Origin of the sequence: Pseudomonas brassicacearum, assembly GCF_003732265.1 — a bacterium.
Classification (GTDB): Bacteria; Pseudomonadota; Gammaproteobacteria; order Pseudomonadales; family Pseudomonadaceae; genus Aquipseudomonas; species Aquipseudomonas brassicacearum_D.
The window spans coordinates 371,604-397,527 of record NZ_MOBK01000001.1 but is presented as its reverse complement, the minus strand read 5'-3'; the positions used below and the strand labels follow the sequence as shown (position 1 = coordinate 397,527).

The 25,924-nt window shown below is 54.4% G+C and carries 30 protein-coding genes and 3 tRNA genes; 24 read left to right on the top strand and 9 right to left on the bottom strand.

Going from position 1 to position 25,924, the window contains the following annotated elements:
• Positions 1-242: 242 nt before the first annotated feature.
• A complete protein-coding gene (locus BK660_RS01925; RefSeq protein ID WP_123431826.1) occupies positions 243-1,331 on the bottom strand; it encodes a 3-deoxy-7-phosphoheptulonate synthase in 1,089 nt (362 codons plus the stop codon).
• 626 nt (positions 1,332-1,957) lie between these two features.
• Between BK660_RS01925 and BK660_RS01920 the strand changes: the two genes are divergently transcribed.
• From BK660_RS01920 to BK660_RS01885, 8 genes are all read left to right on the top strand, one after another.
• Positions 1,958-2,716 (top strand): carbon-nitrogen hydrolase family protein, encoded by a 759-nt coding sequence (locus BK660_RS01920; protein WP_123431825.1) that lies wholly within the window; start codon positions 1,958-1,960, stop codon positions 2,714-2,716.
• Positions 2,717-3,160, top strand: coding sequence for a GNAT family N-acetyltransferase (locus BK660_RS01915; RefSeq protein WP_123431824.1), 444 nt, complete (start codon positions 2,717-2,719; stop codon positions 3,158-3,160). It begins immediately after the preceding gene.
• Between the two features lie 127 nt (positions 3,161-3,287).
• The gene (gene gacA / locus BK660_RS01910) at positions 3,288-3,929 is read left to right on the top strand and encodes a response regulator transcription factor GacA (protein WP_008015884.1); all 642 of its coding nucleotides are present in this window, start codon (positions 3,288-3,290) and stop codon (positions 3,927-3,929) included.
• A gap of 2 nt (positions 3,930-3,931) precedes the next feature.
• The gene (gene uvrC, locus BK660_RS01905; RefSeq protein ID WP_123431823.1) at positions 3,932-5,755 is read left to right on the top strand and encodes an excinuclease ABC subunit UvrC; all 1,824 of its coding nucleotides are present in this window, start codon (positions 3,932-3,934) and stop codon (positions 5,753-5,755) included.
• A 32-nt stretch (positions 5,756-5,787) separates the two neighbouring features.
• Positions 5,788-6,348, top strand: a complete 561-nt coding sequence (gene pgsA / locus BK660_RS01900) for a CDP-diacylglycerol--glycerol-3-phosphate 3-phosphatidyltransferase (RefSeq protein WP_027923802.1) — start codon at positions 5,788-5,790, stop codon at positions 6,346-6,348.
• 63 nt (positions 6,349-6,411) lie between these two features.
• Positions 6,412-6,487: transfer RNA gene (locus BK660_RS01895), tRNA-Gly, on the top strand.
• A 45-nt stretch (positions 6,488-6,532) separates the two neighbouring features.
• Positions 6,533-6,606, top strand: a tRNA-Cys gene (locus tag BK660_RS01890).
• A gap of 195 nt (positions 6,607-6,801) precedes the next feature.
• A tRNA-Leu gene (locus tag BK660_RS01885) sits at positions 6,802-6,888 on the top strand.
• 82 nt (positions 6,889-6,970) lie between these two features.
• Here BK660_RS01885 and BK660_RS01880 read toward each other — a convergent pair.
• Complete coding sequence (locus BK660_RS01880) at positions 6,971-8,002, bottom strand: tyrosine-type recombinase/integrase (protein WP_123431822.1); 1,032 nt, start codon at positions 8,000-8,002, stop codon at positions 6,971-6,973.
• Position 8,003: 1 nt separating this feature from the next.
• Positions 8,004-8,210 (bottom strand): DUF4224 domain-containing protein, encoded by a 207-nt coding sequence (locus BK660_RS01875; RefSeq protein WP_123431821.1) that lies wholly within the window; start codon positions 8,208-8,210, stop codon positions 8,004-8,006.
• A gap of 154 nt (positions 8,211-8,364) precedes the next feature.
• On the opposite strand from BK660_RS01875, the gene BK660_RS01870 reads away from it, so the two are divergent.
• The 3 genes from BK660_RS01870 to BK660_RS32400 all read left to right on the top strand — a co-directional run bounded on the left by BK660_RS01870 (position 8,365) and on the right by BK660_RS32400 (position 10,505).
• Positions 8,365-9,189 carry a hypothetical protein gene (locus tag BK660_RS01870; RefSeq protein ID WP_123431820.1) on the top strand — a complete coding sequence of 275 codons (825 nt, stop codon included), beginning with the start codon at positions 8,365-8,367 and terminating at the stop codon, positions 9,187-9,189.
• Positions 9,190-9,218: 29 nt separating this feature from the next.
• A complete protein-coding gene (locus tag BK660_RS01865) occupies positions 9,219-9,863 on the top strand; it encodes a hypothetical protein (protein WP_123431819.1) in 645 nt (214 codons plus the stop codon).
• A gap of 126 nt (positions 9,864-9,989) precedes the next feature.
• Positions 9,990-10,505 carry a hypothetical protein gene (locus tag BK660_RS32400; protein WP_148057416.1) on the top strand — a complete coding sequence of 172 codons (516 nt, stop codon included), beginning with the start codon at positions 9,990-9,992 and terminating at the stop codon, positions 10,503-10,505.
• A gap of 800 nt (positions 10,506-11,305) precedes the next feature.
• Here the strand turns inward: BK660_RS32400 and BK660_RS01855 are convergent.
• The 5 genes from BK660_RS01855 to BK660_RS01835 form a co-directional block, all read right to left on the bottom strand.
• Positions 11,306-11,554 carry a DUF1654 domain-containing protein gene (locus BK660_RS01855; protein ID WP_123431817.1) on the bottom strand — a complete coding sequence of 83 codons (249 nt, stop codon included), beginning with the start codon at positions 11,552-11,554 and terminating at the stop codon, positions 11,306-11,308.
• A gap of 372 nt (positions 11,555-11,926) precedes the next feature.
• Positions 11,927-12,298, bottom strand: a complete 372-nt coding sequence (locus BK660_RS01850) for an ASCH domain-containing protein (protein WP_123431816.1) — start codon at positions 12,296-12,298, stop codon at positions 11,927-11,929.
• Entirely contained in the window at positions 12,276-13,334 is a 1,059-nt protein-coding gene (locus BK660_RS01845; protein ID WP_123431815.1) for an N-acetyltransferase, read from the bottom strand. Before BK660_RS01845 ends, BK660_RS01850 begins: the two co-directional genes overlap by 23 nt.
• 67 nt (positions 13,335-13,401) lie before the next feature.
• The gene (locus BK660_RS01840) at positions 13,402-13,590 is read right to left on the bottom strand and encodes a hypothetical protein (RefSeq protein WP_123431814.1); all 189 of its coding nucleotides are present in this window, start codon (positions 13,588-13,590) and stop codon (positions 13,402-13,404) included.
• Positions 13,591-13,615: 25 nt separating this feature from the next.
• Positions 13,616-14,428, bottom strand: coding sequence for a LexA family transcriptional regulator (locus BK660_RS01835; RefSeq protein ID WP_123431813.1), 813 nt, complete (start codon positions 14,426-14,428; stop codon positions 13,616-13,618).
• 109 nt (positions 14,429-14,537) lie between these two features.
• Here BK660_RS01835 and BK660_RS01830 point away from each other — a divergent pair, with 109 nt between their 5' ends.
• The 9 genes from BK660_RS01830 to BK660_RS01795 all read left to right on the top strand — a co-directional run bounded on the left by BK660_RS01830 (position 14,538) and on the right by BK660_RS01795 (position 19,886).
• On the top strand, positions 14,538-14,732 hold the full coding sequence (locus BK660_RS01830; RefSeq protein WP_123431812.1) for a Cro/CI family transcriptional regulator: 195 nt from the start codon (positions 14,538-14,540) through the stop codon (positions 14,730-14,732).
• Positions 14,733-14,783: 51 nt separating this feature from the next.
• Positions 14,784-15,404: a hypothetical protein gene (locus BK660_RS01825; protein WP_123431811.1), complete on the top strand. Its 621-nt coding sequence runs from the start codon at positions 14,784-14,786 to the stop codon at positions 15,402-15,404.
• 196 nt (positions 15,405-15,600) lie between these two features.
• Positions 15,601-15,954: a helix-turn-helix domain-containing protein gene (locus tag BK660_RS32885; protein ID WP_311202902.1), complete on the top strand. Its 354-nt coding sequence runs from the start codon at positions 15,601-15,603 to the stop codon at positions 15,952-15,954.
• A gap of 115 nt (positions 15,955-16,069) precedes the next feature.
• Positions 16,070-16,294, top strand: a complete 225-nt coding sequence (locus BK660_RS32880) for a hypothetical protein (RefSeq protein WP_259698464.1) — start codon at positions 16,070-16,072, stop codon at positions 16,292-16,294.
• Entirely contained in the window at positions 16,287-17,666 is a 1,380-nt protein-coding gene (gene dnaB, locus BK660_RS01815; RefSeq protein ID WP_123431810.1) for a replicative DNA helicase, read from the top strand. The genes BK660_RS32880 and dnaB overlap by 8 nt, the downstream gene beginning before the upstream one ends.
• A complete protein-coding gene (locus tag BK660_RS32875) occupies positions 17,666-17,875 on the top strand; it encodes a hypothetical protein (protein ID WP_123431809.1) in 210 nt (69 codons plus the stop codon). Before dnaB ends, BK660_RS32875 begins: the two co-directional genes overlap by 1 nt.
• On the top strand, positions 17,872-19,167 hold the full coding sequence (locus tag BK660_RS01805; RefSeq protein ID WP_123431808.1) for a tyrosine-type recombinase/integrase: 1,296 nt from the start codon (positions 17,872-17,874) through the stop codon (positions 19,165-19,167). The genes BK660_RS32875 and BK660_RS01805 overlap by 4 nt, the downstream gene beginning before the upstream one ends.
• Before the next feature lie 4 nt (positions 19,168-19,171).
• Entirely contained in the window at positions 19,172-19,492 is a 321-nt protein-coding gene (locus BK660_RS01800) for a hypothetical protein (RefSeq protein ID WP_123431807.1), read from the top strand.
• Between the two features lie 4 nt (positions 19,493-19,496).
• Complete coding sequence (locus BK660_RS01795; protein ID WP_185044928.1) at positions 19,497-19,886, top strand: antiterminator Q family protein; 390 nt, start codon at positions 19,497-19,499, stop codon at positions 19,884-19,886.
• A 44-nt stretch (positions 19,887-19,930) separates the two neighbouring features.
• On the opposite strand, the gene BK660_RS01790 is transcribed toward BK660_RS01795, so the two are convergent.
• A complete protein-coding gene (locus tag BK660_RS01790; RefSeq protein WP_123431806.1) occupies positions 19,931-21,535 on the bottom strand; it encodes an ATP-dependent nuclease in 1,605 nt (534 codons plus the stop codon).
• A gap of 373 nt (positions 21,536-21,908) precedes the next feature.
• Between BK660_RS01790 and BK660_RS01785 the strand changes: the two genes are divergently transcribed.
• From BK660_RS01785 to BK660_RS01770, 4 genes are all read left to right on the top strand, one after another.
• On the top strand, positions 21,909-22,244 hold the full coding sequence (locus BK660_RS01785) for a phage holin, lambda family (RefSeq protein ID WP_123431805.1): 336 nt from the start codon (positions 21,909-21,911) through the stop codon (positions 22,242-22,244).
• A gap of 128 nt (positions 22,245-22,372) precedes the next feature.
• Entirely contained in the window at positions 22,373-22,819 is a 447-nt protein-coding gene (locus BK660_RS01780; RefSeq protein WP_123431804.1) for a DUF1737 domain-containing protein, read from the top strand.
• Positions 22,820-23,286: 467 nt separating this feature from the next.
• The gene (locus BK660_RS01775) at positions 23,287-23,886 is read left to right on the top strand and encodes a terminase small subunit (RefSeq protein ID WP_123431803.1); all 600 of its coding nucleotides are present in this window, start codon (positions 23,287-23,289) and stop codon (positions 23,884-23,886) included.
• A 3-nt stretch (positions 23,887-23,889) separates the two neighbouring features.
• Complete coding sequence (locus BK660_RS01770) at positions 23,890-25,899, top strand: phage terminase large subunit family protein (RefSeq protein WP_123431802.1); 2,010 nt, start codon at positions 23,890-23,892, stop codon at positions 25,897-25,899.
• Positions 25,900-25,924: the final 25 nt, after the last annotated feature.

The following is a 25,924-nucleotide window of genomic DNA, read 5'->3' as shown; positions in this document are numbered from 1 at the left end:
ATCCGCTGTAAGCTGATGAAAAAGGTATAGAAAATGTAGGAAAGTTCGAAAGTGGTTGAGGTCTTGTTCGGAATGTTTCGACATCTTTTGATCTGTAACAGCGCATTTGACTGCGATGGCCTACTCGAGAAACGGTTTTGCCTGTCAATGATGTCGCGTTCCATGGACGGAAAGCTTCGACTAATACTGAGGTTATCTTGTGGCGAGGGAGCTTGCTCCCTCGCCACAGGTTCAGTGTCCGGCTAGCCGACTGGCATTTGCCCGCGTTGCGCGCGAAGCCGGTCGGCGGCCTGGCGCAACAATTCCTCGGTCCCGTTCCAGCTTAGGCAGCCATCGGTCACCGAGACGCCGTAGCGCAACGTTGGATTCAAGGGCTGGCAACCTTCGAACAGATGACTCTCGATCATCATCCCGATGAGCGAGCGATCACCTTGCAGGCGTTGTTCAAGCACGTCATTGAACACCGCCGGTTGCCGCGCCGGGTCTTTGCCGCTGTTGGCGTGGCTGCAGTCGACCATGATCCGCGCCGGGATCTTCAGTCGGGTCAAATCGCGGTTTACCTGGCCGACGCTGTCGCGGTCGTAGTTCGGTCCCTGATGTCCGCCGCGCAATACCAGGTGCGTGTCGGGATTGCCGGGCGTCTGGATGATTGCCGGATGCCCTTGGCTATCGACGCCGAAGTGGCGATGCGGATGGGCGGCCGAACGCATGGCGTCACTGGCCACGGTCACACCGCCATCAGTGCCGTTCTTGAACCCGACCGGCATACTCAGGCCGCTGGCCATTTCCCGGTGGATCTGTGATTCGGTGGTACGGGCACCAATCGCCACCCAGCTCAGCAGGTCGTCGAAGTAGCCAGCGGCCATGGGTTGCAGCAGCTCGGTGGCAATCGGCAAGCCGAGGCGGAGCATTTCGCGCATCAGCTCGCGCGACAGCGTCAAACCGCCGGCCATGTCATCGCTGCCATCCAGATGCGGGTCGTAGGCCAGGCCTTTCCAGCCGACCGTGGTGCGCGGTTTTTCGACGTAGGCGCGCATCACCAGCAGCATTTGATCGCTGACGTCGGTGGCAAGTCGGGCAAGGTTAGCGGCGTATTCGAGGGCAGACTGCGGGTCGTGAATCGAGCAAGGACCGACGATCACCAGCAAACGGGAGTCTTCACCGTTGAGGATCGCGCGGACCGCGTCGCGGTGAGCGGCGACCTGGCGAGTCAGGGCGTTGCTGAGGGGCAGTTGCTGCTTGAGTTGCAATGAGCTGGGCAGACGCAGGGTCAGCGTTTCATTGGCAGGGTTCAAGGTGGACAGCGGCAGAGCAGAGACGGACGAGTTCATGGCATGGCTTCCTGGGCTGGCGGCGGGTTCGTTCCCGCGTGCTCGGCCCTACTGGGGTGTTCGACAATTGGCCGGATTGGCTGCGTGTGTGTGCTTGCCACCTGTGGGTGACCGATCGGAGGCGGCAGGCTGTCCCGAGCGGAGGCTGGTAAATCGCCAGGCGGTAAAACTGTCGTAACGGTAATAAGTGGCGTAGTTCATGTCGTGAATCCTCAAAGTGTCTGGTGTGTCGCAAAAGTGTTCGGGGCTGAAAAAACAAAACCCCCGGTCGGGAGGCCGACCGGGGGTTTGGAAAACTCTGGCGGCGACCCGTTTAAAGTGGGCGCCGTGTAGGTATCAGGCGCGCCAGTGGCTAAACCAATACCCAAAATAAAAGCTGACCGAAGCACAGACGTCATTCACTCGCGCAGCCGCCACCGAACGCTGAGCGCTGGCAGTTGGAAGCTGTGAGAGGGCGTTGAGCATGGTCTGTCTCCGATGGATGCGCCGAGCTTACTAGAGGCCGGTGCGCGGTTTCAATCAGAAATTGCTATCGATCGCCGACGGCGTTTTCTATCGCTTGAGTGCGCGCTGGTTTATGACACACTTTGTGTTTCGCCCACCCTCCAACGTCACAAGGACGAAACATGACGCCATTGACCATTGCCGCCGCTCAATCGATCTCGGTCGCCGGTGATCTCGCCACCAACATTGCGCTGCATCAGCGTTTCATGCTGATAGCAGCGGAACAGGGCGTTCAGTTGCTGGTCTTTCCGGAGTTGTCGCTGACCGGCTATGAGCGTGGCCTTGCAGCCGAATTGGCCATCGCGCCGAATGCCGAAGTATTGCAACCGTTGCGGGATTTTGCCCGGGAAGTCGGCGTCACCAGTGTGGTCGGCATGCCGATTCGGCTGTCGGATGATTTGCCGGTATTGATTGGTGCGTTGGTGTTGGGCGCCGATGGTTCGCTCGGGGTCTACAGCAAACAGCATCTGCACCCCGGCGAGGAGGTAGCGTTTGCACCGGGCACAGGTGGCTCGATGTTGACCGTCGGTGGCGATACCGTCGCACTGGCGGTGTGTGCGGATTTTTCTCACGCCAGTCATGCTGCCGCTGCCGCAGAGCAGGGCGCTGACCTCTATGCGGCCGGTGTGCTGATCACGGAAAACGGCTATGCCCCGGACACCGCACTGCTGCAAGGCTACGCCAGCGCGCATTCAATGACGGTGCTGATGGCCAACCACGGCGCTGCGACCGGAGGCTGGGAGTCTGCAGGACGCAGCGCCATCTGGGCGTCGGACGGTTCGCTGATTGCTGCGGCGCGGGGTACGGGGAACGTAATGGTGGTGGCGCGCCGCGAGGCGGCTGGCTGGAGCGGCACTGTTGTTGACGTTGCGGAGGCTTGAATGAGTTTCGAATGGCGTCTGGCGTCATCCGCGGACCTCGACTTCGCCCGAAAACTGACCTGCGACAACATGCTGCGCTATTACATTCAGCACGATCACCTTTGGCTGGATGAGGCGTTTGATGTCGCCTGGGCGGGGCGCGAGAACCGTATGATTGTGCGCAATGAAGTGGTGTTGGGTTTTGTCAGCCTGAGTCGCGGTGCGAACGCCTTGTACATCCGCGAACTGCATGTGCTCGAAGCGTTTCAGGGGCAGGGCGCAGGTGGTTGGGTGATCGATCAGGTCTTCGCGCTGGCGTGCAAGGAACGACGCCCGGCGTTACGGCTTACCGTTTTTGAAAATAATCCGGCAAAAAAGCTTTACGAACGAAAAGGGCTGGAGGTGGTCGGTCAGGATGAGTGTTTCCTGAGAATGCAGCGTGATATCTACAGGCTTCATCGCTGAAACGCGCTGGCGACAAGCCTTTCAAGATGTATTGATACTTTTTATATGACGCTTGCCGCTAGGTCTGCCAGTTGCTTTTTGCTAAGGTGTCCGGCAACCCAATAAGACCAATTCGCGAGGTGTCTGCTTGATTAGGGTGCTAGTAGTCGATGACCATGATCTCGTTCGTACAGGCATTACACGAATGCTGGCTGACATCGATGGCCTGCAAGTAGTCGGCCAGGCTGAATCAGGGGAAGAATCCCTGCTGAAAGCGCGTGAATTGAAACCCGATGTGGTGTTGATGGACGTCAAGATGCCCGGTATCGGCGGTCTTGAAGCCACGCGCAAACTGTTGCGCAGTCATCCGGACATCAAAGTCGTCGCGGTCACCGTCTGTGAGGAAGATCCGTTTCCGACGCGGTTGCTGCAGGCGGGCGCCGCCGGTTACCTGACCAAGGGCGCTGGGTTGCCGGAAATGGTCCAGGCGATTCGCCTGGTATTTGCCGGTCAACGCTACATCAGCCCGCAGATTGCCCAGCAACTGGCGATCAAGTCTTTCCAGCCAACCAACGATTCGCCCTTCGATGCGTTGTCCGAGCGCGAGATCCAGATCGCGTTGATGATTGTCGGCTGCCAGAAGGTCCAGATCATTTCCGACAAGCTTTGCCTGTCGCCCAAAACGGTCAACACTTACCGTTACCGCATTTTCGAGAAGCTTTCGATCAGCAGTGATGTCGAGCTGACGCTGTTGGCGGTTCGTCACGGCATGGTCGATGCCAGCCTCTGACAATGACTGAAGTCTTCGATCCAAGCGCCTTTCTATCGACGGTCAGTGGGCGTCCCGGTGTGTATCGCATGTTCGACAGCGATGCGCGTCTGTTATATGTCGGCAAAGCCAAGAACCTGAAAAATCGCCTGTCGAGCTATTTCCGCAAATCCGGTCTGGCGCCCAAGACCGCAGCGCTGGTGGCGCGGATCGCTCAGGTCGAAACCACCATCACCGCCAACGAGACCGAAGCCCTGCTGCTTGAGCAGACGCTGATCAAGGAATGGCGCCCGCCCTACAACATCCTGCTGCGCGATGACAAATCGTACCCCTACGTCTTTCTCTCGGATGGCCAGTTCCCGCGCTTGAGCATTCATCGCGGTGCGAAGAAGGCCAAGGGAAAATATTTTGGTCCGTACCCGAGCGCCGGGGCGATTCGCGAAAGCCTGAGTCTTCTGCAGAAGACCTTTTTTGTTCGTCAATGCGAAGACAGCTATTACAAGAACCGCACCCGACCTTGCCTGCAATATCAGATCAAGCGTTGCAAGGCGCCGTGTGTGGGCTTGGTCGAGCCCGAGGTGTATGCCGAAGACGTGCGCCACTCGGTGATGTTCCTTGAGGGCCGCAGCAATGCGCTGACGGACGAGTTGTCCGCGGGCATGGAAGAGGCGGCGATCAACCTTGAGTTCGAACGTGCTGCCGAATTGCGCGACCAGATTTCCTTGCTGCGTCGAGTCCAGGACCAGCAAAGCATGGAAGGCGGCACCGGCGATATCGACGTGATCGCCGCCTTCGTCAATCCCGGCGGTGCTTGCGTTCACTTGATCAGCGTGCGCGGCGGTCGGGTATTGGGCAGCAAGAATTTCTTCCCGCAAACCGGTATCGACGAAGACGTTTCCGAAGTCATGGCCGCCTTTCTCGGTCAATACTTCATCACCAGTCCCGAGCGCGACTTGCCGAGTGAGCTGATCGTCAACGTGGTTCATGAAGACTTCCCTACGCTGATCGAGGCCATCGAAGCCTTGCGCGGGCGTGAACTGACCATCAGTCATCGGGTGCGTGGCACGCGAGCACGCTGGCAGCAACTGGCGGTCACCAACGCCGAGCAGGCCTTGAGCGCGCGCCTGGCGAACCGTCAGCACGTCGCGGCACGTTTCGATGCACTGGCGGAAGTCTTGAACCTGGACGAGCCACCGCAGCGTCTGGAGTGCTACGACATCAGCCATTCCAGCGGCGAAGCCACCGTGGCGTCGTGCGTGGTGTTTGGCCCGGAAGGCCCGATCAAATCCGATTATCGCCGCTACAACATCGAGGGCGTGACGGCGGGGGATGACTACGCCGCGATGCATCAGGCCCTGACCCGCCGCTTCAGCAAGCTGAAGGACGGTGAGGGCAAGCTGCCGGATATTCTGTTGGTTGACGGCGGCAAAGGTCAGCTGTCCATGGCCCGTGACGTGCTCAATGAGCTGGCGGTGCCGGATCTGATCCTGTTGGGAGTGGCCAAAGGGGCGACGCGCAAGGCCGGTTTCGAAACCTTGTACCTCAACGACGCGGCCCACGAATTCACCTTGCGCGGTGATTCCCCCGCGCTGCATTTGATTCAGCAAATACGCGACGAAGCTCACCGTTTCGCCATTACCGGGCACCGCGCTCGCCGTGGCAAAACCCGTCGCACGTCCACGCTCGAAGGCGTCGCCGGCGTCGGGCCGACACGGCGTCGCGATTTATTGAAACATTTTGGTGGATTGCAGGAGCTGTCTCGTGCCAGCATCGAAGAGATCGCCAAAGCACCCGGGATCAGTAAAAAGCTCGCAGAGTTGATTTATGCAAATCTGCACAGCGAGTAGAATGCCAACTCACCTCGTAGCCAGTTGTGCCGATGAATATCCCTAATCTGATTACCGTTCTACGCGTCCTGCTCATCCCGATCTTCATTTTGCTGTTCTACCTGCCTTACCAATGGAGCTACGTGGCCTCCGCCTCGGTCTTCGCCTTTGCTGCCGCCACAGACTGGCTGGATGGTTATCTGGCTCGACGCCTGGAGCAAAGTACTCCGTTCGGCGCGTTCCTCGATCCTGTGGCTGACAAGCTGATGGTCGCCGTCGCACTGGTCTTGCTGGTGCAGGAACACGGCAACCTGTGGCTCACGCTGCCGGCCGCCGTCATCATCGGTCGCGAAATTGTCGTTTCGGCATTACGCGAATGGATGGCCGAGCTCGGCGCCCGTGCTCACGTTGCGGTATCGAACCTGGGCAAATGGAAAACCGCCGCGCAAATGCTCGCGCTGGTGATCCTGCTGGCCAATCCGTCAGACTTTAGCTTCTGGGTCTTGATCGGTTATGCCTTGTTGCTGGTGTCTGCGGGCCTGACATTGTGGTCCATGGTCCAGTACTTGCGGGCTGCCTGGCCACATCTGAAGACCGACGTTGAAAAGAAATAAAACTTTTTTGAATCAAGGGGTTGACGGGGCTTCTGGATTCTATAGAATGCGCCACACCAAGACGCGGGAATAGCTCAGTTGGTAGAGCACGACCTTGCCAAGGTCGGGGTCGCGAGTTCGAGTCTCGTTTCCCGCTCCAAGTTTGAACACATTTGTTGTTGTGCTACTGACAGCAAATGTTTGAGGCCGAGTAGCAAAATGGTTATGCAGTGGATTGCAAATCCACCTACGCCGGTTCGATTCCGACCTCGGCCTCCACTATAAACAAGCTCCGTAGATCTATGATTTACGGAGCTTTTTTATTTCCGCAGCCCTGCAGGATTTTGTCTTGAAAAGGTCAACTGCGAACTTGCTTCACCGGGGCGGGGTGTATATATTTCCCCCTCTGTTGCACAAGCGTCAGAACTGCCAGGTCGTCATTTGTCAGTCTTCAGACTGCTTCACCGCGCTACCGCCCGAATGGCGAAACTGGTAGACGCATGGGACTTAAAATCCCCCGCTCGTAAGGGCGTGCCGGTTCGATTCCGGCTTCGGGCACCATCTAAAATCAAGGGTTTGCGGGCGAAAGCTGATGCAAACCCTTGTTTGTTTCTGGTCCGCAATTTTAGAGTTGGTCCGCAATTCACTTAGTTGGCGAAACTTTTTTGCCCTTACGGTTGCGGATGTACTGCTCCGTCATAACAACGGTGGTATGCCCAAGTTGATCCTTGGCCTGCATGATGTCACCACTGGATTCTGCCTTGTCCGTACCGGCCTTTGCACGTAAGTCGCGCATTTGAAACTCCGGTTTTGAAACTCCCGCGGCCTCTCGGGCCATATCAAACCTCCTGCGCAACATGGCCACCGTCATCGGTACGCCATCCTCTGACACGATCAGCCGCGTCGAGCGGACCTTATGTCCTGACTTTCGGGACATGATTCGATCAATCAGCACCTTCAACTCACCGGTGACTTCTATTCGCCGCTTTGCCTTTGTTTTTCCCTGAAGTACCCAAATTTGTCCGTCACGGACATCCCGCTCGTCCATCAGTCGCGTGTCGGTGACACGTTGGCCAGTCAGATAAGCTAGGTCCATGGCATCTTGCAGTCCAAGATCGGCCTTATCGTGCACACGCTTGAAGAGCTCATCCTCGACGTATGTATCCCGCCCCGTCTCTTTATTGCCCTTGATGCCCGCGCAGGGGTTGGCTAGTGACGTGTAGCCCTTGTCCCTGGCATAGTTCCAAATTGCACTGAGCAAAGCTTTTTCTCGATTTGCTCGTACTGGCGCTGCTTTCCGCCATGTTAGGTATTGTCGGACATGTAGCGGCTCGATCGTTTCCAGTGGCGCTGGCGGGTCATCGAAGAACGCAATCAGGTTCTTCACCTCCCGTTTGTTGTCGAACTGGGTGGCTTTGCCTTTGGAAGGGACGATGTCGACCATGTACTTTTCGGCGACGTAGCGGAAGGTGATCACCTTGGCCACCAGGTCAGTCGCGGTCCGGTCACGCTCAAATTTTGCATATTCCATGATCGCCAGGCCATAGTCGCTACCCAGTGGGATCTCTTTGCGGTCCTTACCGCCGGTATCGTAGTAATAGAAAACCCGGCCGCTGGCTTTCTTGCGTTCTCGCAACCGGGCTATAGAGCCAGGTTTGCTTGGTCGTCTTCCCATGTCAGCTTGCCTTGCGTGATTTCCATACGGGTTTTTCTAGCTCGAACATGCCGACGGCTGTAACGGCAATCACAGTCACGCTTGGCCAACCATTCATCTTGATGGTGTGCCTAACACCGTTTTTCTTGAGGTTCAGGATTTGTCCTGCCTTGGTCCGCGCGCCAGTCAGTTCGCAAACCTCTTCGTGCGATAAAAATTGAATGCTCATGAGCTGTCCGTGCCGCGCTTGGCGGCAGAAGGGGGTAGGATTTGTTTGTGCGCTAGTTGATGAATGAGATCTATGGCTTAGTTCTACTTTCAGCAGACTCCAGCCTCGAGATCCGATGCGGCATGGTGGCAAATTGATGGTGAATGAGTAAATAATGCTGCCTTTGGTAGGGGGAAGGCAAAAAATGAACTCGAAAATTAACAAAGTACTTATGCTTACTGCTTTTTTTGTAGTGCTTCTCGTTGTTGGCGTTGTTCTTTTCTATATTAAAAACTTTACGATGGGACTATCCGACAAACAGGATGTGTGGGGGCAATTTGGTGACTATTTTGGAGGTGTTTTAAATCCGCTCCTTTCTTTTTTTGCGTTTGTAGTTCTACTTTATACAGTATCAATTCAATTGGCTGCGGCGCAAGAGTCGGACAAACGTCATGAAGAACAGATCTTCGATACGAGACTATTTCAATTGCTTGCGGCAAACATAGAGGTAGGGAAAAGTTTGTTTGTTCGGGTGAAAGTCGAGAAGCCAGAGCGTGAGTTGGATAGTTTTAAAGTGATTAATTATTTATGGTATAGGGTGCGAACTGAACTCGGTTCCTTAGAGTTGGAGGGTGTCGGAGATCGCGAGTACCTTGACAGTATTGCTGGCTCCTATGTTAGTGTAAGATCTAGATTTTCGGCCTCGACCGATTCGTATTTTGACTCAATAATTTTTATTATTTCATATATTTATCGGTATGGGACAAACGATGAGCAAAAAGATTTTGCATTAAGTGCATTACGATCCCAGATCAATAAATCTGGTAGGGGGTTGTTATTCTATTTTATGTTGTTTTCTGAAAAACATCGCGTTCATTTGGAATACCTGTTGGCCGCTGAGTTTTTTGAGGGAGTCACGCACGATCCGTTTCATTCCGATCGACGTAAGCTTTTGCGTCTTGTGGAACCAGGTACACAGATATTAGATATCCAATTCTAAGCCACGGCGTGATTAGGGGGGGCAATGCTATGAGTGATAAATTTTATGATGTGGATTTCGATTTTCCAGGGCTAGAAATTCAGGTGGAAATCGAAATTCTACGTGAGTACCTCAAGCAGATGCCCAAGATTTTGTTGTCTGCCCAGACAGGCTATATAGAATCAGTACTTGAAACTGGATCAATTGAAGATCATGATTTTTCCGTTGAGTATGTAGCTGAGCAAGGGTTCGCAAGATATATTACGCAGCCATTGATACTAACGGTTTTTGCGTTGTTTGAAGGGTCGATGATTCATTTGATTAGATATGCTCAGAAGGCTGAGGGCAAAAAAATAGAATTGAGTGACATGCGTCATGGCGGAATTCCTACAGGAATGAATACTTACCTGCAGCACGTTTTAGGACTTGAGTTTCAAATATCACAAAATGAACTCTCAGTTCTTGCGGATTTAACCCAGATAAGAAATACAATTGCTCATGCTTATGGGAATCCGCAGTTTCTAACGTCAGATAAGAGAAGAAAACTAAAAGAGTTGGCTAAGCGAACTGCTGGAGTTGAGGTGGGTGAGTTCAATTTTGAAGTTTCGCAGGTGTATGTTGCCAGTGTATTTGGAGTTGTGAATGTTTGCTTGAGTCGTTTTGTAAAGTATCTTGAGGATAGATATTTTCCATGAGTTTGTGTTGTTTTTTGCAATATGTGTTTTCAAGCTGTCGACTGCTTGTGGATGAATGTATGGACCTTTCCGATAATGCACACAACGAAGCCCAGCATTGAATCGATTGAGGAAGCTTGATGACGGTTGCTCATTCTGGACCTCGCTAGATCCTTCATTCGCTTTAGATCCGGTTTAAACACCTCAGTCATCAACCATGAGTTTTTTGATACCCAGGTCCGCGTTTTCGGCTGGATCCTTCTTGCGTTGTCTGAAGGCTATCGCCTTCGGCTTCTACTGTTCTTCCGTTATGGCCTGCCTCTTCAATTCCGTGGGCTGGTAGATCCAGCCAAGTCTGCTGTCGGCGCTGGCGCACCAGCTTTTTTATCGGTCTCAATGTCCTGCGCCGAAGTAGGCAAACAAGATCAGCAGGAGCGCCGAACCCGTGGTCCAGTGCAGAAGCGTGCGAGCGAATGCTTTCGCTGGCTTGTGGCTGGCAGCGAACTGGCTGGTATTGTCATGACCAAACGGCTCACTTTTTGCCGTACCAGTGGAGCGCTGGATTACTTCAACTGTGATGCCGCCGCGTGGCACAACGGTGTACTGCAGTATGCGGACGGGCTCTTCCCGACCTATGCGTTGGTACATTTCGGTGGTGGCTAGGGACGTCTGGAGACGCAGCCCTTGGAGGACTGCTTGGCTCTGTCTGATCGTATGGTTCATGGCTATTCCTTGGTGTGGGTTGCATGTATCCGCCAGCACTCGGCGTGCCTGCTGGTTGCCGTTATGCGTAGGGGAGAGTGCTGACGGATAAAGGCGTGAAAAAAAGGCCCGTTGGACGTTCGGGCCTTGCGCAGAGGCAGTGAACTTTGGGCTACGGTCTTATCTCATGATGGTCATCCTTCATGCGCGCCGTTGGCTTTATGGCGGGCGCTCGTCGTTATTTGGTTTGTTGCACGCAGGTGGCCGGTATAGGCCGGGATTTCGTCCGCATCGGTGAGCTCTGGAGCGATGGCACAGGGACCATCCAACAATCGTTGTGCTTCAGAGCTCACCGATGCGGCCTGGTGCTGGGGAGTACCAATTGCTCGGGCGGCTATCGTCAGGCTGATATGCAGTAATGCAGCTCGTCCTATTTCCGCCGGAGGGGAGGGCCGCATTGCTTGCCGGGTCATTCACACGGTTCTGGCGTTTCACCATCGATCAGCCGTCCAGGTTGTTCCTGTCGTTGGCAGGCTTTCGGGACTGTCTGCTCGCCGGTCGCCGGTAGAGGCAATGCGGTTTGTTGTTTGTAGCGCTGATTGTTAAAGAGTGGCGAGTTGTTAAGCCCAAGCGCTGCGGTTTAACGCTGCGACCCGTTAACAATACCGGCGGTATTGCTATCAGGTCAATACCTCCGGTCGTACTATTTTCAGCCTTCCAAAAAAAACCCGCACATCGGCGGGTAAAAGGGATCGTTGATTTCAGTCTTCCTTAGGTACAGTCCAGAAAATCTGCACAGCACCGTCATCGCGATGGGCAATACTCACGTTATCGTTTTCGGCGATCTCTTCTAGGATGCGATCCCAGTCTTCGGGAGAATCGTTGGCTGCTCTTTCAAGGAGAGCAGACTTCGACGTTTGCGAGTGAGGTGTGTTAATGATCTTGTGAATTCGCAGACTGAGTAGCTCGTAAGAGGTCGGGGAGTTTGGTGCTTGTTTTGCCTTTGCCATCGTGTCACTCCTTATCTGTATAGATAAACAGTATTTTGACTCGAAGATCTTGACTATCCGAAAAGAGAGTATTTGCATTCTTTCGTGTTGTGCGCACAAAAAATAGCTGGTGTCCAAGAGGGTGGGCACCTCCTCTACCTGACTGCGAGCGTGGCGGCTACCAAGCAAAGCGTTTTCTGAATGATCGACCCGCAAAGCGTTGAGCGAATATCTAGGCCGGCATACTTAAGGCTGACCTCAGACAACAAAAAGCCCGCATTGGGCGGGCTACTTGTAATGAGGCGCCGATTCGTAAGCGGCTGTCAGTGTAGGTAGGAAAGAGATGAGCCCCAGGCGGATAAGAAAAAGCCCGGCGCCGGGGGACTGAATCATTCAAACATATCGATACGATTGAGGAGCGCTGATGTTATCGCCATAGTCTCGCAAATTAATTGGGGTTTGGTATTTTGTTACCTCTCCGACTTTTATCGCGAAAGCCTTATCGCGCCCTGAAAAGTACTCGCTATAGAAGTCCTTACTGATTCCGGCATGGCTTTTTGTCGCTTTCCAAACGCTAGATGGCGATCCCTCTATAACACCGTCAATTGAAAATTCGCCAACAATTTTCCCTACTGGCATTGTTACATAGACAATTACCTTGGAGATATTCTCTCGTTTGAAAATATTCTTTCTGAATTCAAAAAGCTTTTCGCCTTGAAAGATCTTATCCGCGAACTCTGGTTTAATTGATAATAAGACGTTCATCGGGGGACCCCATTTTAATAATTTCATCAAACTGTTTGCGGGAAAGATCAATACAGCTCCATCGCAGATTTTCGTCTATGCCTGCTTCGTCGATAAGTCTACCGCGATTGGGGCGCTTAGGAAAGGCAATATTGTATGTGAATCTAACTATAAATTGATTGTTCTTTTTTTCGTAGAAATCAATTAGCTCTTTTTCAGAGAAAACACTATGCGGCATGCAATAACGTAGATATTCCCCAATATCTTGGAAATCGTTCATGTGCCTAGTTTCTTCTACTACGCATACAGAACTTGCAACGGCGCGGAAGCGAGCCGCCCCCGCGCCATCTCCAGTTCTATAGATAACTAGAGCATCACCCCGCTTCATGGAGGCTATCCCAGGCATATTGCAAACGTAGACTTTGTGTATGCTATTAGTGTGTGAAACGTCCCGAACAATCAATGCAGCGTCTTCATTCTTTAGTATCGAATCCGGAAACAGAATGGAGTGAAATTCCGGTTTGACTGCGAGCAAATGAATTTTGCTTCCAGCCAAATTAACTGTAGGGTAATCTAGGATCGGATCGCCGGTAGTAGTGGGTATTGATTTCTTGTATACGAACTCTTCGCCGTTGTCGGTGGTTTTGTTGCCGTGTCGGATAAACCCATATTTTTCCAATAGCGCAATCAAGCCCTCATGCTTTTTGAAAACAGTTACATAAGCATCATCTGCTTTGTGAAGAATCAAGTGGTCAAATATTTTCTTAAGGAAGCGCTCCCCAAGTTTTGTTCCATGGGCGTTGATCTTCAATGTGCCGATTTTTAAATGTGTGCCATCTGGAAGTGCCGGGTGAATGTCATCGACAACACCTTTCTCAAGCTTTAAGTACAAAAAACCGTCTAATTTGTTTTCGTCGCTAAAAAATACGTACGCCCTAGAGCCTTCTGCGCTTTTCTTAGAAAACCATACTGGAAGTTCTTTGTAGTCATTTTTTAATGAGTCAAAAAATGGGTCAGTAAAGTCAATGTCAGAAAACTTAGTGTATTGAAGGTTCATCTGCTCGTCCCTGATATTTAATTGATTTGAAAGTCGTCAAGTTTTCCTCGCACAATCTTTCCTGCCTTTATCCAACCATAGCAATTCTAAGTCCTACAGCCGCTTCAATAAGCTTGTTTGCCTGCATTGAAACAGCCAAGGCTAATTCGTCATTTCCAGCTTCTTTGAGCATTGCAGCCAAGTCGAGCAGTTTCCCCGCCTCGACCTCAACGGCGCGGACGGATTCCGCTATATGGTATTGAAGCGAGTGCGCCATGCCGTCATCCCTCGATCCAGACCATCTACAAATCCCCGCCACGCCAGACCACTCGGCCAATAATTCGGTGTTCGTTGATATCGTTGCGTGATAACACCTGGTCGGGATAGTTGTCTTTTTCTTCGTTGTCGCTGCGGATGATCCAGCTGCCCAATGCAGTTTTAATCAACCGTTTTATGATCACGCCTTTGTCGGCGCTGGCCAGCACGTAAACCTGTCCGTCTTTTGGTTCGTTTCGCGATTCATCCACCAACAGTACGTCATGGTCGCTGACCGTTGGCCACATGCTGTCGCCTTCGGCGTAAATCACTTTCAAATTCTTTGGATTCAGCCCCTTGACGCGCAGCCATTCTTTTTTGAACGCCAGCGTGCTTCGAATCTCGACGTGCGGATTGTCGTGTCCGTCCCCAGCAGCTGCCCGGGCTGTGTATTGAGGAATAAACGCGTAACGCTCGTCGATGGCTTCGTGTATGTCCTCTCCAGCAGGAAGCGGAGTATTTGCCGCTTCTTGTGACATTGGTATGGGAGGCGACGCGTCTCGGCCACCATCCAGGGAGGATGCCATTTTCTGCACCTGAGCAGCCAGAGTAGGGCTGATCTCCGATACCGGAACCTGAAGCATTCTGGCGAAGACTGTTGCCGCCTTGATGCTCAGAGCAGTTCGGCCGTTCATGAAGTGGCTGACAGCCCCTTGGGTAACGCCGTCACCAAGTTCGGCGGCAATCTTTTCTTGAGTGAGCTTCAGTGCCCCGCGCTTCTCTTGAAAGATCGCTTTGAGCCGCTCGCTGTCTTGCCGCTGCCAATCAGAGAGAGGAAGTCTTCGGGAGTCTTTTTTCATCTGAGGATCATATTACCTGCGGTATTTGCTTAACCAATATCGCCGGTATTGACTGTTAACAATACCGGCGGTCATAATTGTGTTGAGAATCTATGTTGAGGACGTCGCCATGCGCCGTATCCCGCTTTCCGAATTCGCTAAAGAGCACGGCCATACCAAGGCGGCTCAGATGCTCGGCTGTACGCAAGGCGCGTTAAGTAAGGCTATCCGCGTAGGTCGTGACGTTTTCGTGACCCTCGAGGAAGACGGTAGCTTGTCGGCTCAAGAGCAGCGACCGTTTCCGTCCAAAAAATCCGCTGCTTAAGCCATGCCTATCGTTGGATCACTAAACCCAGATTAGAAGAGAGCCGTTCCCATGGAAACGTCCAGTCCAAGACACAGCGCCCAAACCCGTGACCAAGTGCTGGTCGCTCACGCTGCCAATCAGATCGCTCGCACCAACCTGAGCCAGGACGATTTCGCTCAAGCACTTAGCCGGGAAATTCACCTTCGCGTTCCGATAGCGAAGATCGAGCTGGCAAAAGTTCCTGACTTCTATGAGTTGGTGCGCTTGAACGATGTTGGTGAGTTCGTGAAGGCCACCGGTCGATGGCTCAAGCGTGTGCAGCGCTGGCTGTCTGGGGATCAGGAGATGCCGGCTTGGCTGGAAGAATCTTGGGTGAACGCCTTGGAGCCTGCGTTTCGTGATCACTGCATCAACGAATTGGCCAGCCGCTACGGCCTAATCGGTGCTCGCCAGTTGGCAAACGAGCAGTGTGCGAACAAGAGCTTTGGCGCGCTGATTCGTGCACTTGGTGATGTGATCGATACAGGTAGTGAAGTCTTTGACGACCAAGTGATGTGCGAAGCGGACATGCCGCATCTGCCGGCGTTTGCTAAAGAATGTCGACAGGTTGAAGCGAGGGTAGGGGAGCTCGGTCGGAAGGCAGAAGAGCTGATCGAAAAGTCTCGCCCTGCGCTGAAGTCGATCGCCTGAGACGTAGGCACAAAAAAGCCGGGCTGCAACCCGGCTTCTTCAAAACGTATAACACTCTAGTGACCATTATGAACACGATCCCTTATCCCGGCAATACCCACCATGTCCCGATACTTTTCGAGGCATCGAAAAACGTGTCACGACTCTGCTTCACAGTTGACTCTGAGATTGGAGATCGGCTTTGAGCACCATAATCATGAGCTTGTGCTGGCCGCTTCAAGGCATGAGCGGGCCGCAAAAGGCTGTGCTGATCTCGTTGGCGGACAACGCCAACGATGAGGGCGTTTGCTGGCCATCTGTAGCACGCATTTCGGAACGTACCTGCCTTTCCGAAAGGACGGTCCAAACTGCAATCAAATGGCTGGGCAAGGTGGGGCTTTTGTCTGTTCGAGAGCGGATGGGCCGCTCGACGATGTACACCTTAACCCCGGCAGCTTACGCACCCCCGCAAGAGTCGCACCCCGCAGCAGATGCACCACCACCCCCGCAGCTCACGACACCCCCCCCCCGCAGCAGCCGCACCCAGAACCGTAATAGAACCATCAAGTGAACCGTCACCTCTTGTCGGCGATGAGCAACCACCCAAAATTTCGAAAGCGAAGTGCCCGACTCAAGCCATCGTCGATTTGTTCAACAAGACGATTCCAGAGTTTCCTCGAGTTGTGATGTTGACCAAGGATCGGATCGCCAAGATCGGTGCCCGCTGGAACGAGAGCGAAGTACATCAGGATCTCCAGTTCTGGGCCGAGTACTTCGCCCTGGTGCGCTCAAGCAAGTTCCTGATGGGCGAGGTGTCCGCTTCGGGTGGCAGTCCGTTCCGCTGCAACTTCGATTGGCTGATCGCACCGAGCAATTTCGTCAAGGTCGTTGAGGGTAATTACCATGCGTGACCCCTACAACATCGAGGCCGAACACGGCCTGCTGGGTGCAATGATGCAGCGCCCGGAACTGATCGACTCCCTGAGCGATGACCTGTCCGCCGAATCGTTCTATTTCGCGGAAAACGCCGAAGTGTACCGGGGGATTCTGGCGGTCCGCTCGGCCGGCAAAGCGGTCGACTTCCTCACTGTGGGCGACCACGTGGGCGTCTTGCTGGATGGCACCCCTGCTTTTGCTTACTGCGCCGAAATTGTCAACGGCACACCCAGCGTCGCCAACGCCAAGACTTACGCCGTCATCGTGCGAGAGCGAGCCATCGAACGCGCTCTGTTCGATTTGGGTGGCCAAGCTATGGACATCGCGCACAGCGATCAGGATGTGCAGACAAAAATCGCCGCCGTCCAAGCGGCTGCCATGGCCATCGATTGCGGTGCCGGTGATGACGACATCGTCAAAGTCGGTGATGTGCTGGTCGACCAGCTGGAGGTGTGGCAGGAGCGCCATGATCGTCATGCTCGCGGCGAAACCCTGATCGGCCTGTCGACCGGCTTGCGCGATCTGGACGAAAAAATCGGCGGCCTACAACCCGATCACCTGTACATCGTGGCCGGGCGTCCCGCCATGGGCAAAACCACGCTGGCCATGGGCTTTGTCATCGATGCGGCCGTGCGCCAAAGCAAGTCCTCATTGGTCATCAGTCTGGAGATGAACAAGGGCCAATTGCTGGACCGGGCCGTGGCGTCCGAGGGGCGTATTCCTCTCACCATGGTGAAGAACGGTACTGCGTGCCAGAGCCACGGCACGGAACTCGCTGCGGCGGCCGGCGTGCTGCGCCGTGCGCCGCTGTACATCGCCGACCGGGCGGGCTCGTCGATTGGGCGCATTCGTTCATTGGCTCGCCGTCACAAGCTGCGGTATGGCCTCGACCTGCTGATGATCGACTACTTGCAGTTGCTGGAAGGCGAGGGCGGCAACCGCACCGAAGAGGTCAGTAGCATCAGTCGCGGGTGCAAGCTGCTCGCTAAGGAGTTAGGGATTCCCGTCGTCCTGCTGAGCCAGCTCTCCCGAAAATGCGAAGAACGTCCCAACAAGCGGCCCATCCCCTCGGACTTGAGGGAGTCAGGCGCCATCGAGCAGGACGCCGACGTGATTTTGTTCGTGTATCGCGACGAGGTCTATCACGAAAACACCGAATCCAAGGGCATTGCCGAAATCATTATCGGCAAGGGCCGCGATATCGAGATGGGCACAGTCCGCACTGCATTTCTTGGCCAGTACAACCGCTTTGAAAACCTTGCTGCCGGCTGGAAGCCTGAGGCTGTCGAGCAGCCGGAGAAGGTCACCAGCCTGGCCAACCGTTACCGAAAAAAGGAATCGTTCTGATGGTCTCTCAGCGACTCGCTGTTCCTGATCCGTCCACCTACCGCTTCGCAGTGTTCTGCTGCTCGTTCAAAATGGATCTGAGCAGCACTCCTGACCATGCCTCGGCACTGTTCGCTGACGAGGCCATGGCCAGACGGTACGGCGCGTGGATGTGGCCTTCAACGTTTGAGGTGATCGACCGATTCACTCCATTGGAGGCGACAGATTGAGCGCCCTGATCAAGACCCTGACCGTGAAGCTGTCGGACGCTGAAATAAAGCGCAACGCTAAAATTGAGCATGTACGCGACCTGAGGGATGCCAGCCATCCTGCGCTGCACTTTCGCTTTGCGAAGAATCGCGCGCGTGGCTCGTGGTACCTGCTAAACAAACGTCAGTGGCATCGCATCGGCGCCTTTCCCGACCTGTCCACCAAGCAAGTGGTCGCGGCGTTGCCGGCGGTGCGCCTGCGTTTGGCGGCCGATGGGGCGGCCAGCGTGTCCGGTTGGGTCACCGTCGGCGAACTGCTGGACTGGTTTGCCGATCGCATGGCCCGTTCCCGCGCGCTTTCTGCCAAGCGTCGTGCGGCCGGAAAGTCGGCCATCAGCTGCCAGCTCAAGCCGCGCCTGGGTGATCTTTTGATCCGCGACGTCAATGCCCCAACCCTCGACCGACTGCTGATGTGGCCAGCGCAGGAACAGCTGTCGCTGTCCTACGTCCAGCAGTTGTACCGTCTGCTCGCGGTGGCGTTTCGACAGGCGCGCAAGCTCGACCTGATCCCGGCCAACCCGATGGCCGAGCTCAAGTTCATCCACTTCACCACGGCGCGCATCCTGCCCAAGCCCGCGCGGTTGCGTGACGTGCAATTGCCCGAGCTGGTGACGCAACTGGCCGAGCGTTTCGACACCGCGCCGGGTGATGCCATGCTGGCCCTGATGATGCTGTGCCACGGCACCCGGATTGGCGAAACCCGTCAGGCCCGCTGGGCCGACATCACGTTGGCTGAGCTGGAGTGGTTTTTGCCGGCCGAACATACCAAGAGCAAGACCGAGCTGCGGGTGCCGCTGACCGACCAAGTCTGCGCGTTGCTGCGCCGCTACCGTGAGCGACAGGCCGCCAAAGGTTACGAGGGGCCGTTCCTGTTTCCATCCCGCCGAGGCACGGCGCTGAGCGACAACCAGGCTAGCGCCGTCTTCACGCGATTGGGGCAGGGCGCTTGGACCAGTCATGACTTGCGCAAGGTGGCCCGTACCGCGTGGACCGACCTAGGCGTTGACGGTCACATCGGCGAGATGTTGTTGAACCATTCGCTGGGCAAGATCGCCTCGACCTACATCAACACCCAGGCCAAGGAGCAGCGTCGGCTGGCGTTGGTGAAGTGGCACAACTGGTTAGATGAGCGCGGCTTCAAGGCGATCCACCAGCAGACAGACGTTAGATATGAAGAATCGCAAAACCTCGTAGACGCCTTGAATGGCGCGGTCTGCGAGTGGATTCCGCAATTTGTTAAGGGCGAGGTTTGAAAACATGGAAAAAGCTCAGGACCTTGGCTTTAAGAGGGAGCGGATCGAGCTGCAGCCTTGCCCGGTCTGCAAGGGAAAAGCGGTGGTGCAGGGTGTTTCTTATGAGTTGATTTGCACCGATTGCAACGGCTCAGGTTGGGTTGTTTTGGGCAGTGGGTTGGTGCTTTCTCCGGACGAGTTGGTGACTCAATTGAGCTTCAAATTGCAGCAGGCTCAGCGCGAAATTGAGTTACTGAAGCGGGGTTCATCGTTATCCGGTCCGGCTGCGTACTACCAACAGAACAACCGTCGCGGTGCCGGCGGATCTAATTACACAGGGGATTAAGAGCATGATGATTCGCAAGCCAGCTGGCCGACCGTTGGGCGATACCGAATACCTGCTTGAACAATGGGGCTGGTGGAGGATGGATGGTATGGGAGTGCCAAGTTACACATCTCCGACTTTAGCGCTGATGCGCCAAGCGGTGGCACAAGCGGTCACAAGCAAGAACTATTGCATTACCGACGACTGGGCGCTTGCTGTCGATCATGCTGTGGCTAAGCTCGCGCACCGAGACCGGCAGATGGGCGACATTATCTGGTTGTACTACGGTGCCAAGTGGACGATGGTGCGGGTCGGCAAGCACTATCGCATCAGCGAGGGAAAGGCGAGAGAACTGGTCAGGGCCGGGGCTGCTTGGATTGATTGCGCTGTCGGTGGAATGCGCGACGCGGCCTGAAGGCATTGCGCAGCCAGGAAGGCTATACCTTCCTGGCTTTGCGCTTAAAAAGCGTTGGCCCATGCTTTGGATAAGGCATCTAGTAGAGCTGGCATGTTTGCTTCGAAAGATTCTATCGATACTTCTTCACCGACCGCTTTCGCGAGCTGCTTTTTCTGATGCCCCGTCATTCCCTTAGTTTGCTCTTCGCTTCTTCGCCACCCCTGCTCATCGGGGTAGCACTCTTCTAGACTGCCAAACGGCAATACAACTATCTGGTTGTTCCGCTGTAGTTCAATATGGTTTTCAACAAACTGTTCAAAGCCCGGTCGTGCTTTTTCGGTAGGTTGATCACACAAAATTATGGTGCGTTCATTATAGATGCTGGTACCCATAGGTGAATATGCTTTTGATATTGCATTTATAGATCTTTTTGCTTGATGGGTATCTCCCTCGGCTGAGATTATCTGTATCGATGGACGGTCGCGATAGTGGCGTTTTATCACTCGAGTTAAAAGTTCTAGCTCGCTAGGTCCTTCCACTATTAAGAAATTCCGTGGTAGCAATAAATCTGCGGGGCTACCTCCAAGTAATTCGTAAATTATATACGGCTTGTCACTTTCGTCAGTTTTGAAAATTTCTGTTCTGCAATCATTTTTTTCCGTTTTAAATACGGATTCATTCTCGCTGGAGTCTGCAACGAAAACAGACGAGTGAGTACTTATTACAACTTGATCTAGAGTCGTGCTCAACTCTAGCAGAACTTCCTTTAACTTTCGTTGGGCGGTTGGGTGGAGGTGCAACTCCGCCTCGTCGATGAAGAATAAGAACGATTTACCTGCATCCTCCCGGGCTTTTCGATAGTCGGCATAAGCTTGAATAATCGCGAGCATTAGCGCTCGCTGCATGCCGTCACCTTTCTCGCTTGCATAGGTTTCGATGCCATCATCTACAACAGTTTCAAACTTTTTAAGCAAATCATTAAATTCTGGGGATAGGACTTCAAAATATACTTTTGAGCACTCAGAAAACTGTTTTTCAAGATGGATTTTTACGGATTGCCCCAATGCTTTGAAGTGTCCGTTTACAGCGGAATCTTCGGCATTGAACAAGTCCTCGAAAGTGCTTCTGAATGCTCGATATTTTGGGTCGTCATTCAATATTTCTTCGATAACTGAGGAGAGCATTATGCCGACCGCACTTTTTTGATTGTATTTTGTAAATTCTTCGTAGTACTGTCGTGTGTGTATGTATTCGAATTTTGGTAAGAAGTCATTTAGCGCGGGGTCGAAGCCGGTAGGGTTTTTTTTGATTTCTCCGTTGATTTCTACGACGCGTTTTTTAGGTTCGGAACTACGTCTAGTAATTGTTATATTGTCGGCGCCAGCTAAAAAATTCTGAATTTTGGTTCTGTTAGCTTCGTTAATCATGTTCTCTGCGCCATGTTGGGCGCCGGAAAACTCCAAGCTGACTACTATTTCTCTCTCGGCTTCCCGCTGGAACTTCATGTCGCTAGTCAGTCCTGACCCTGTATAAAACCAATCGACAGCTTCAAAAAAATTAGTCTTTCCAGTGTTATTTTGGCCGATTAAAATGTTGAAGTCGGTGAAAGCTAAATGGGTGCTTTCGATTGATCTAAAGTTTTCGATTTTGATACTAGCTATTTTCATGTTGCCTCCTTGCTGAACAGGGCGAGAGACTTCGTAGCGCATTCAACGATAGCCCATCGTCGGCTTTTTGCTTTCTTCTCCGTTGAGACATAAATTTGTCGGGGCCGGAGGAGCCAAAAAAATTTGGTTGAAATTGTGCGATTAACGACTTTTCCGCGCGGAATACTTTTGTTTTCATAGCAGCGTGTGTTGCTGTGAATGCAGCGAGACGCTTTCAAGAACTAGGCCATCGAGTTGGTTCTTTTGTGCCCATTTACAAGCCCTGCCATCGAGCGGGGCTTTTTTTGTTTTCGGCTCCACCACACCCATCGCTCCAAGCTGGGTGTGCTGCTGGAGCCGGACCTATTGCGCTCCCCGAAAGGGACGAATTCGGATGACAAACATGCCCGACAAACCAGACACCTGGCTGCTCGTTCTCGCGTGGTTGGGGCAGCACGCGTCGACGATCTACGCCGGGGCATTGTCATTCGTGGTCGGTGCCTTGCGGATCATTTATGGTGGTGGCACGCGGCGGCAGGCGCTGCTTGAAGCTTCGCTTTGCACGCTGATCACTATTGGCTTGATACCACTACTGGAGTACTTCGGCTTACCGCAGAACTTCGCCACGGCCGCTGGTGTGTTCATCGGTTTCCTGGGCGTGAAGAAGATTGCCGATCTGGCTGATCGGTTCGCCGACTTCAAATTTCCTAAATCGGATTCGGCGCCATGAAGCGCTGTTCTTGGGCATTGCCTCTTGTGCTCCTGCTGGCCTATGCCACCACGGGCTACATCCATTGTGGTGAGTCGCCTGCATGCCAGCCGCTCACCACCCAATCATTCAATCGTGAGGGATAGCTAATGGCCTACACCCAATATGGCGCAGTGGTTGCCGACAATGCCGAAGACCTGGTAGCCAAGTTGGCTGAGTCCATGGCCGATGGCTGGCAGCCGTACGGCAGTCCTGTCTCCATCACTGAAGGCTTTCAAGTTCTTCAGGCCGTGGTGAAGGGATCGAGCAATGTCGGTGGTGCGCCAGGCGACATCACCTCGGATAGCATCACGGACGCGTCGGATGTCGGTAAGGCGGTGCTGGTGAGTGTCGATGCCGCGGCTGCTCGTACCGCTATCGGCAGTGGGACTTCGGACTTCTCGGGTAGTTACAACGACCTGAGCGACACGCCAGCGATGCCAACCGAAGGTGATGCCGCACTACTGGAAGCCGGTACCGACCTCGTCGCGCATATCTGGTCAGCCAAACAGATCCATGACGAGATCTCGCGACAGATTGCAGCGCCACCTGCATGAGCATCACACATGCGATCTCGACTGCATCCGTTTCAAACGCGATCCTCAACGCAGGCCCTTCGATGTTTCCCAAATCCGCCGGGGACCCTGGCAACTTCCAAGGAACACGGGGCATAAGACTCGCGCGAACGCGTTAGCGGCACCCCACCAAAGTTAGTTAACTGGTTAACTCCATTGGTTAACTGGGCTGAAAGCCTTGTGGGCTGCGGCATACAGGGCGGTTAACTTAGGAGTTAACCTAGTTAACTCGACTATCCCCTGATTCGTCTGTAAGCCATGCGGGCCGCGGCCTGCAGAGCGGTTAACTAAGGCAGTTAACCAGGAGTTAACTAAGCGATTGAAAAAACGGCCATGAATTTGGTTGAAAGCCAAGCAGACCGTGGCGTTGAGGTGGTTAACCTAGGAGTTAACCGACTAATTTACTCGGTTAACTCTCGGCCCCGCCGGGTTAACCGTAAGGTATCGACATGACAGCACTCACCAAAGCGGAGTTCGCCACTCGCCAAGGGTGGTCGAAACCCTACGTGTCGAAGTTGGCTAAGGCCGGACGCTTGGTGTTGATGGCGGATGGCATGGTGGATGTCGAGGCTACGGATCGACTCCTGTTCAGCACCGCGGATCCGAGCAAAGCCAACGTGGCGGCGCGGCACGAGCGTGAACGAATTCAGCGCAGGCCCGACGGAAATACCCCGGCCCCTCACATCGCATACGAACCACCAAACACTGCTCCACTCCAGGCGCCTTTGCCTGTCGAAGGCATCCCGGATTTTCAGGAGTCTCGTGCCTACCGCGAATTTTATGAGTCACGCCTGACAGAGAGCGAGTTTCATAAAAATCGCGGCGCTCATGTTGAGTTGGAGGCCGTTAAAACGGCGGCGTACACGACGGGGCGGATGTTGCGAGATCTGTTGCTCGGCATGCCGCCACAGCTGGCACCCGAATTGGCGGCCATGAGTGATCATTGGCAAATCGAGAAGCACCTCACTGCCGCATTGCGCCGGGTGCTGGACGATGCAGAACGGATGGCCTCGACAGACCTCATCCATTCTTTGACTGCAGCGAGTTAATCCATGTCAGCGGAAATGCCCGACGGTGCAGCGGTGTACCGGGAGGCGTACTTTCGCGGGCTGCGACCCGAGCCGGATGTCTGGATCGATCAATGGGCTGACGAGTTCATGCGCATTCCGCGTGATGCAGGGGCTGCCGAACCTGGGCAGTACCGCACAGCGCGAACACCCTATGCCCGCGAGCCCATGCGTTGCCTATCGCCGGCACATCCGTGCAAGCGCGTGGTGACCATGGTGGCTTCGCAGTTGATGAAAACCCAGATCGCCTTGAACTGGATTGGCGGTCTGATCCATATGGCACCGTCTAACATTCTCACACTATTGCCCAGCCTGGGATTGGCCAAGCGAGTCTCGTCGCGCATCGGCAAGACCATCAAGGCCACCCCGGTGCTACGCGAACGGGTGGCGGCGAACCGTTCGCGTGATGCACGCAACACCATGGACACCAAAGAGTTCGAGGGTGGTTCGTTGTATGTCACCACCGCCGGCTCGGCGGCGAACCTGTCAGAGTTGTCGGCCCGTTATATCTACGGCGATGAAGTGGATCGCTGGGTTGTGGACGTGGGCGAGGAGGGCGACCCGATCGAGCTGGCTGAAACCCGGGGCAGTACGTTTGGCCGTAACGCCAAGTTTTACTTTTCCAGTTCGCCGACGATCAGAGGGGCTTCGCGTATTGCCGATCTGTTCGAGACCAGCGACCAGCGTTTTTACTACGTGCCATGCCCGACTTGCGGGCACATGCAAGTCTTGGAATGGGAGCGCCTGCATTACTCGGCGGATTGCCAACTGGCGCACTACGAGTGCGCCGGGCCCGACTGTGACGTGCTGATCGAAGAACATCACAAGGGCGAGATGTTGACCAAGGGCGAGTGGCGCGCGCATGCCACAGGTGATGGCGAAACCGTCGGCTTCAACCTCAATGCGTTGTACTCGCCTCCCGGCTGGACCGGTTGGGCATCACTGGCCAAGCAGTTCGAGAAGGCCAAAACCGCCATGTCTCGCGGCGATTTGGAACCCATGCAGGTGTTCTACAACACCCGTCTGGCGAAGGTTTGGGACAGTGCCCAGGAGCAAACCAAAGCGGATGTCCTGATGGCGCGGGCACGCCTGGAAAGCTATGGGCTGGGTTCGATGCCGTTTGCTGTGTTGATGCTCACGGCTTCGGTGGATGTCCAAGCCAACCGGCTGGAGTTCATGGTGGTCGGTTGGGGCGCCGGCATGGAGCGTTGGATCATCGACTACCAGGTGATCTGGGGCGATCCGTCCGACGACCGCACCTGGTCGGTGCTCGATGACAAACTCAAGGCGCGTTACCCCCACCCGTGTGGTGTGGAGCTGACGATCCGGGCGGCCGGCATCGACTCCGGTGGTAACCACACCGACGAGGTTTACCAGTTCTGCCGGCTGCGGCGTTGGCGCAACATCTTCGCCGTCAAGGGCGCGAGCAAGCCGGGTCGACCGGTCATTGCGCAGCGGCCATCGATGATGGATGTCACTTGGAAAGGTCAGACCGAACGTAAGGGCGTCGAGCTGTGGTTCGTCGGCACTGACACCGCCAAAGATTGGATCTACAACCGCTATCCAGTGGAGGACGGTCCCGGTGCATTGCACTTTGCCAACGACCTGCCCGATGATTTTTTTGCCCAATGTGTCGCCGAACGCAAGGTGACCCGTTACGTCAAAGGCTACAAAAAAATTGAATGGGTCAAGGGCAAAGCGGAGCGTAACGAAGCCCTCGATTTGATGGTGTACAGCCTGGCGATGGCGCATTACTTGGGCTTGAATCGCTACAAGGAACACGACTGGGAGCGGGTGAGAAATGCTCTGTTTCAGGCGGCGCCACTGGGCGAGAAAGCTGTCACGTTTGAGCGTGTCAGCGCTCCGGAGATATCACGGCAGCCAACTGCAGATCCCGCACCGCCACCGGTCAAGTCAGCCGGAGCACCGGTGCTGATTGCACGCCCCGCACAGCGTCGCACCTCCAACAGCGGCTACCTGAAAAAACGACGCTGAGTGAAAACGCTCAGTTGCACCCCCC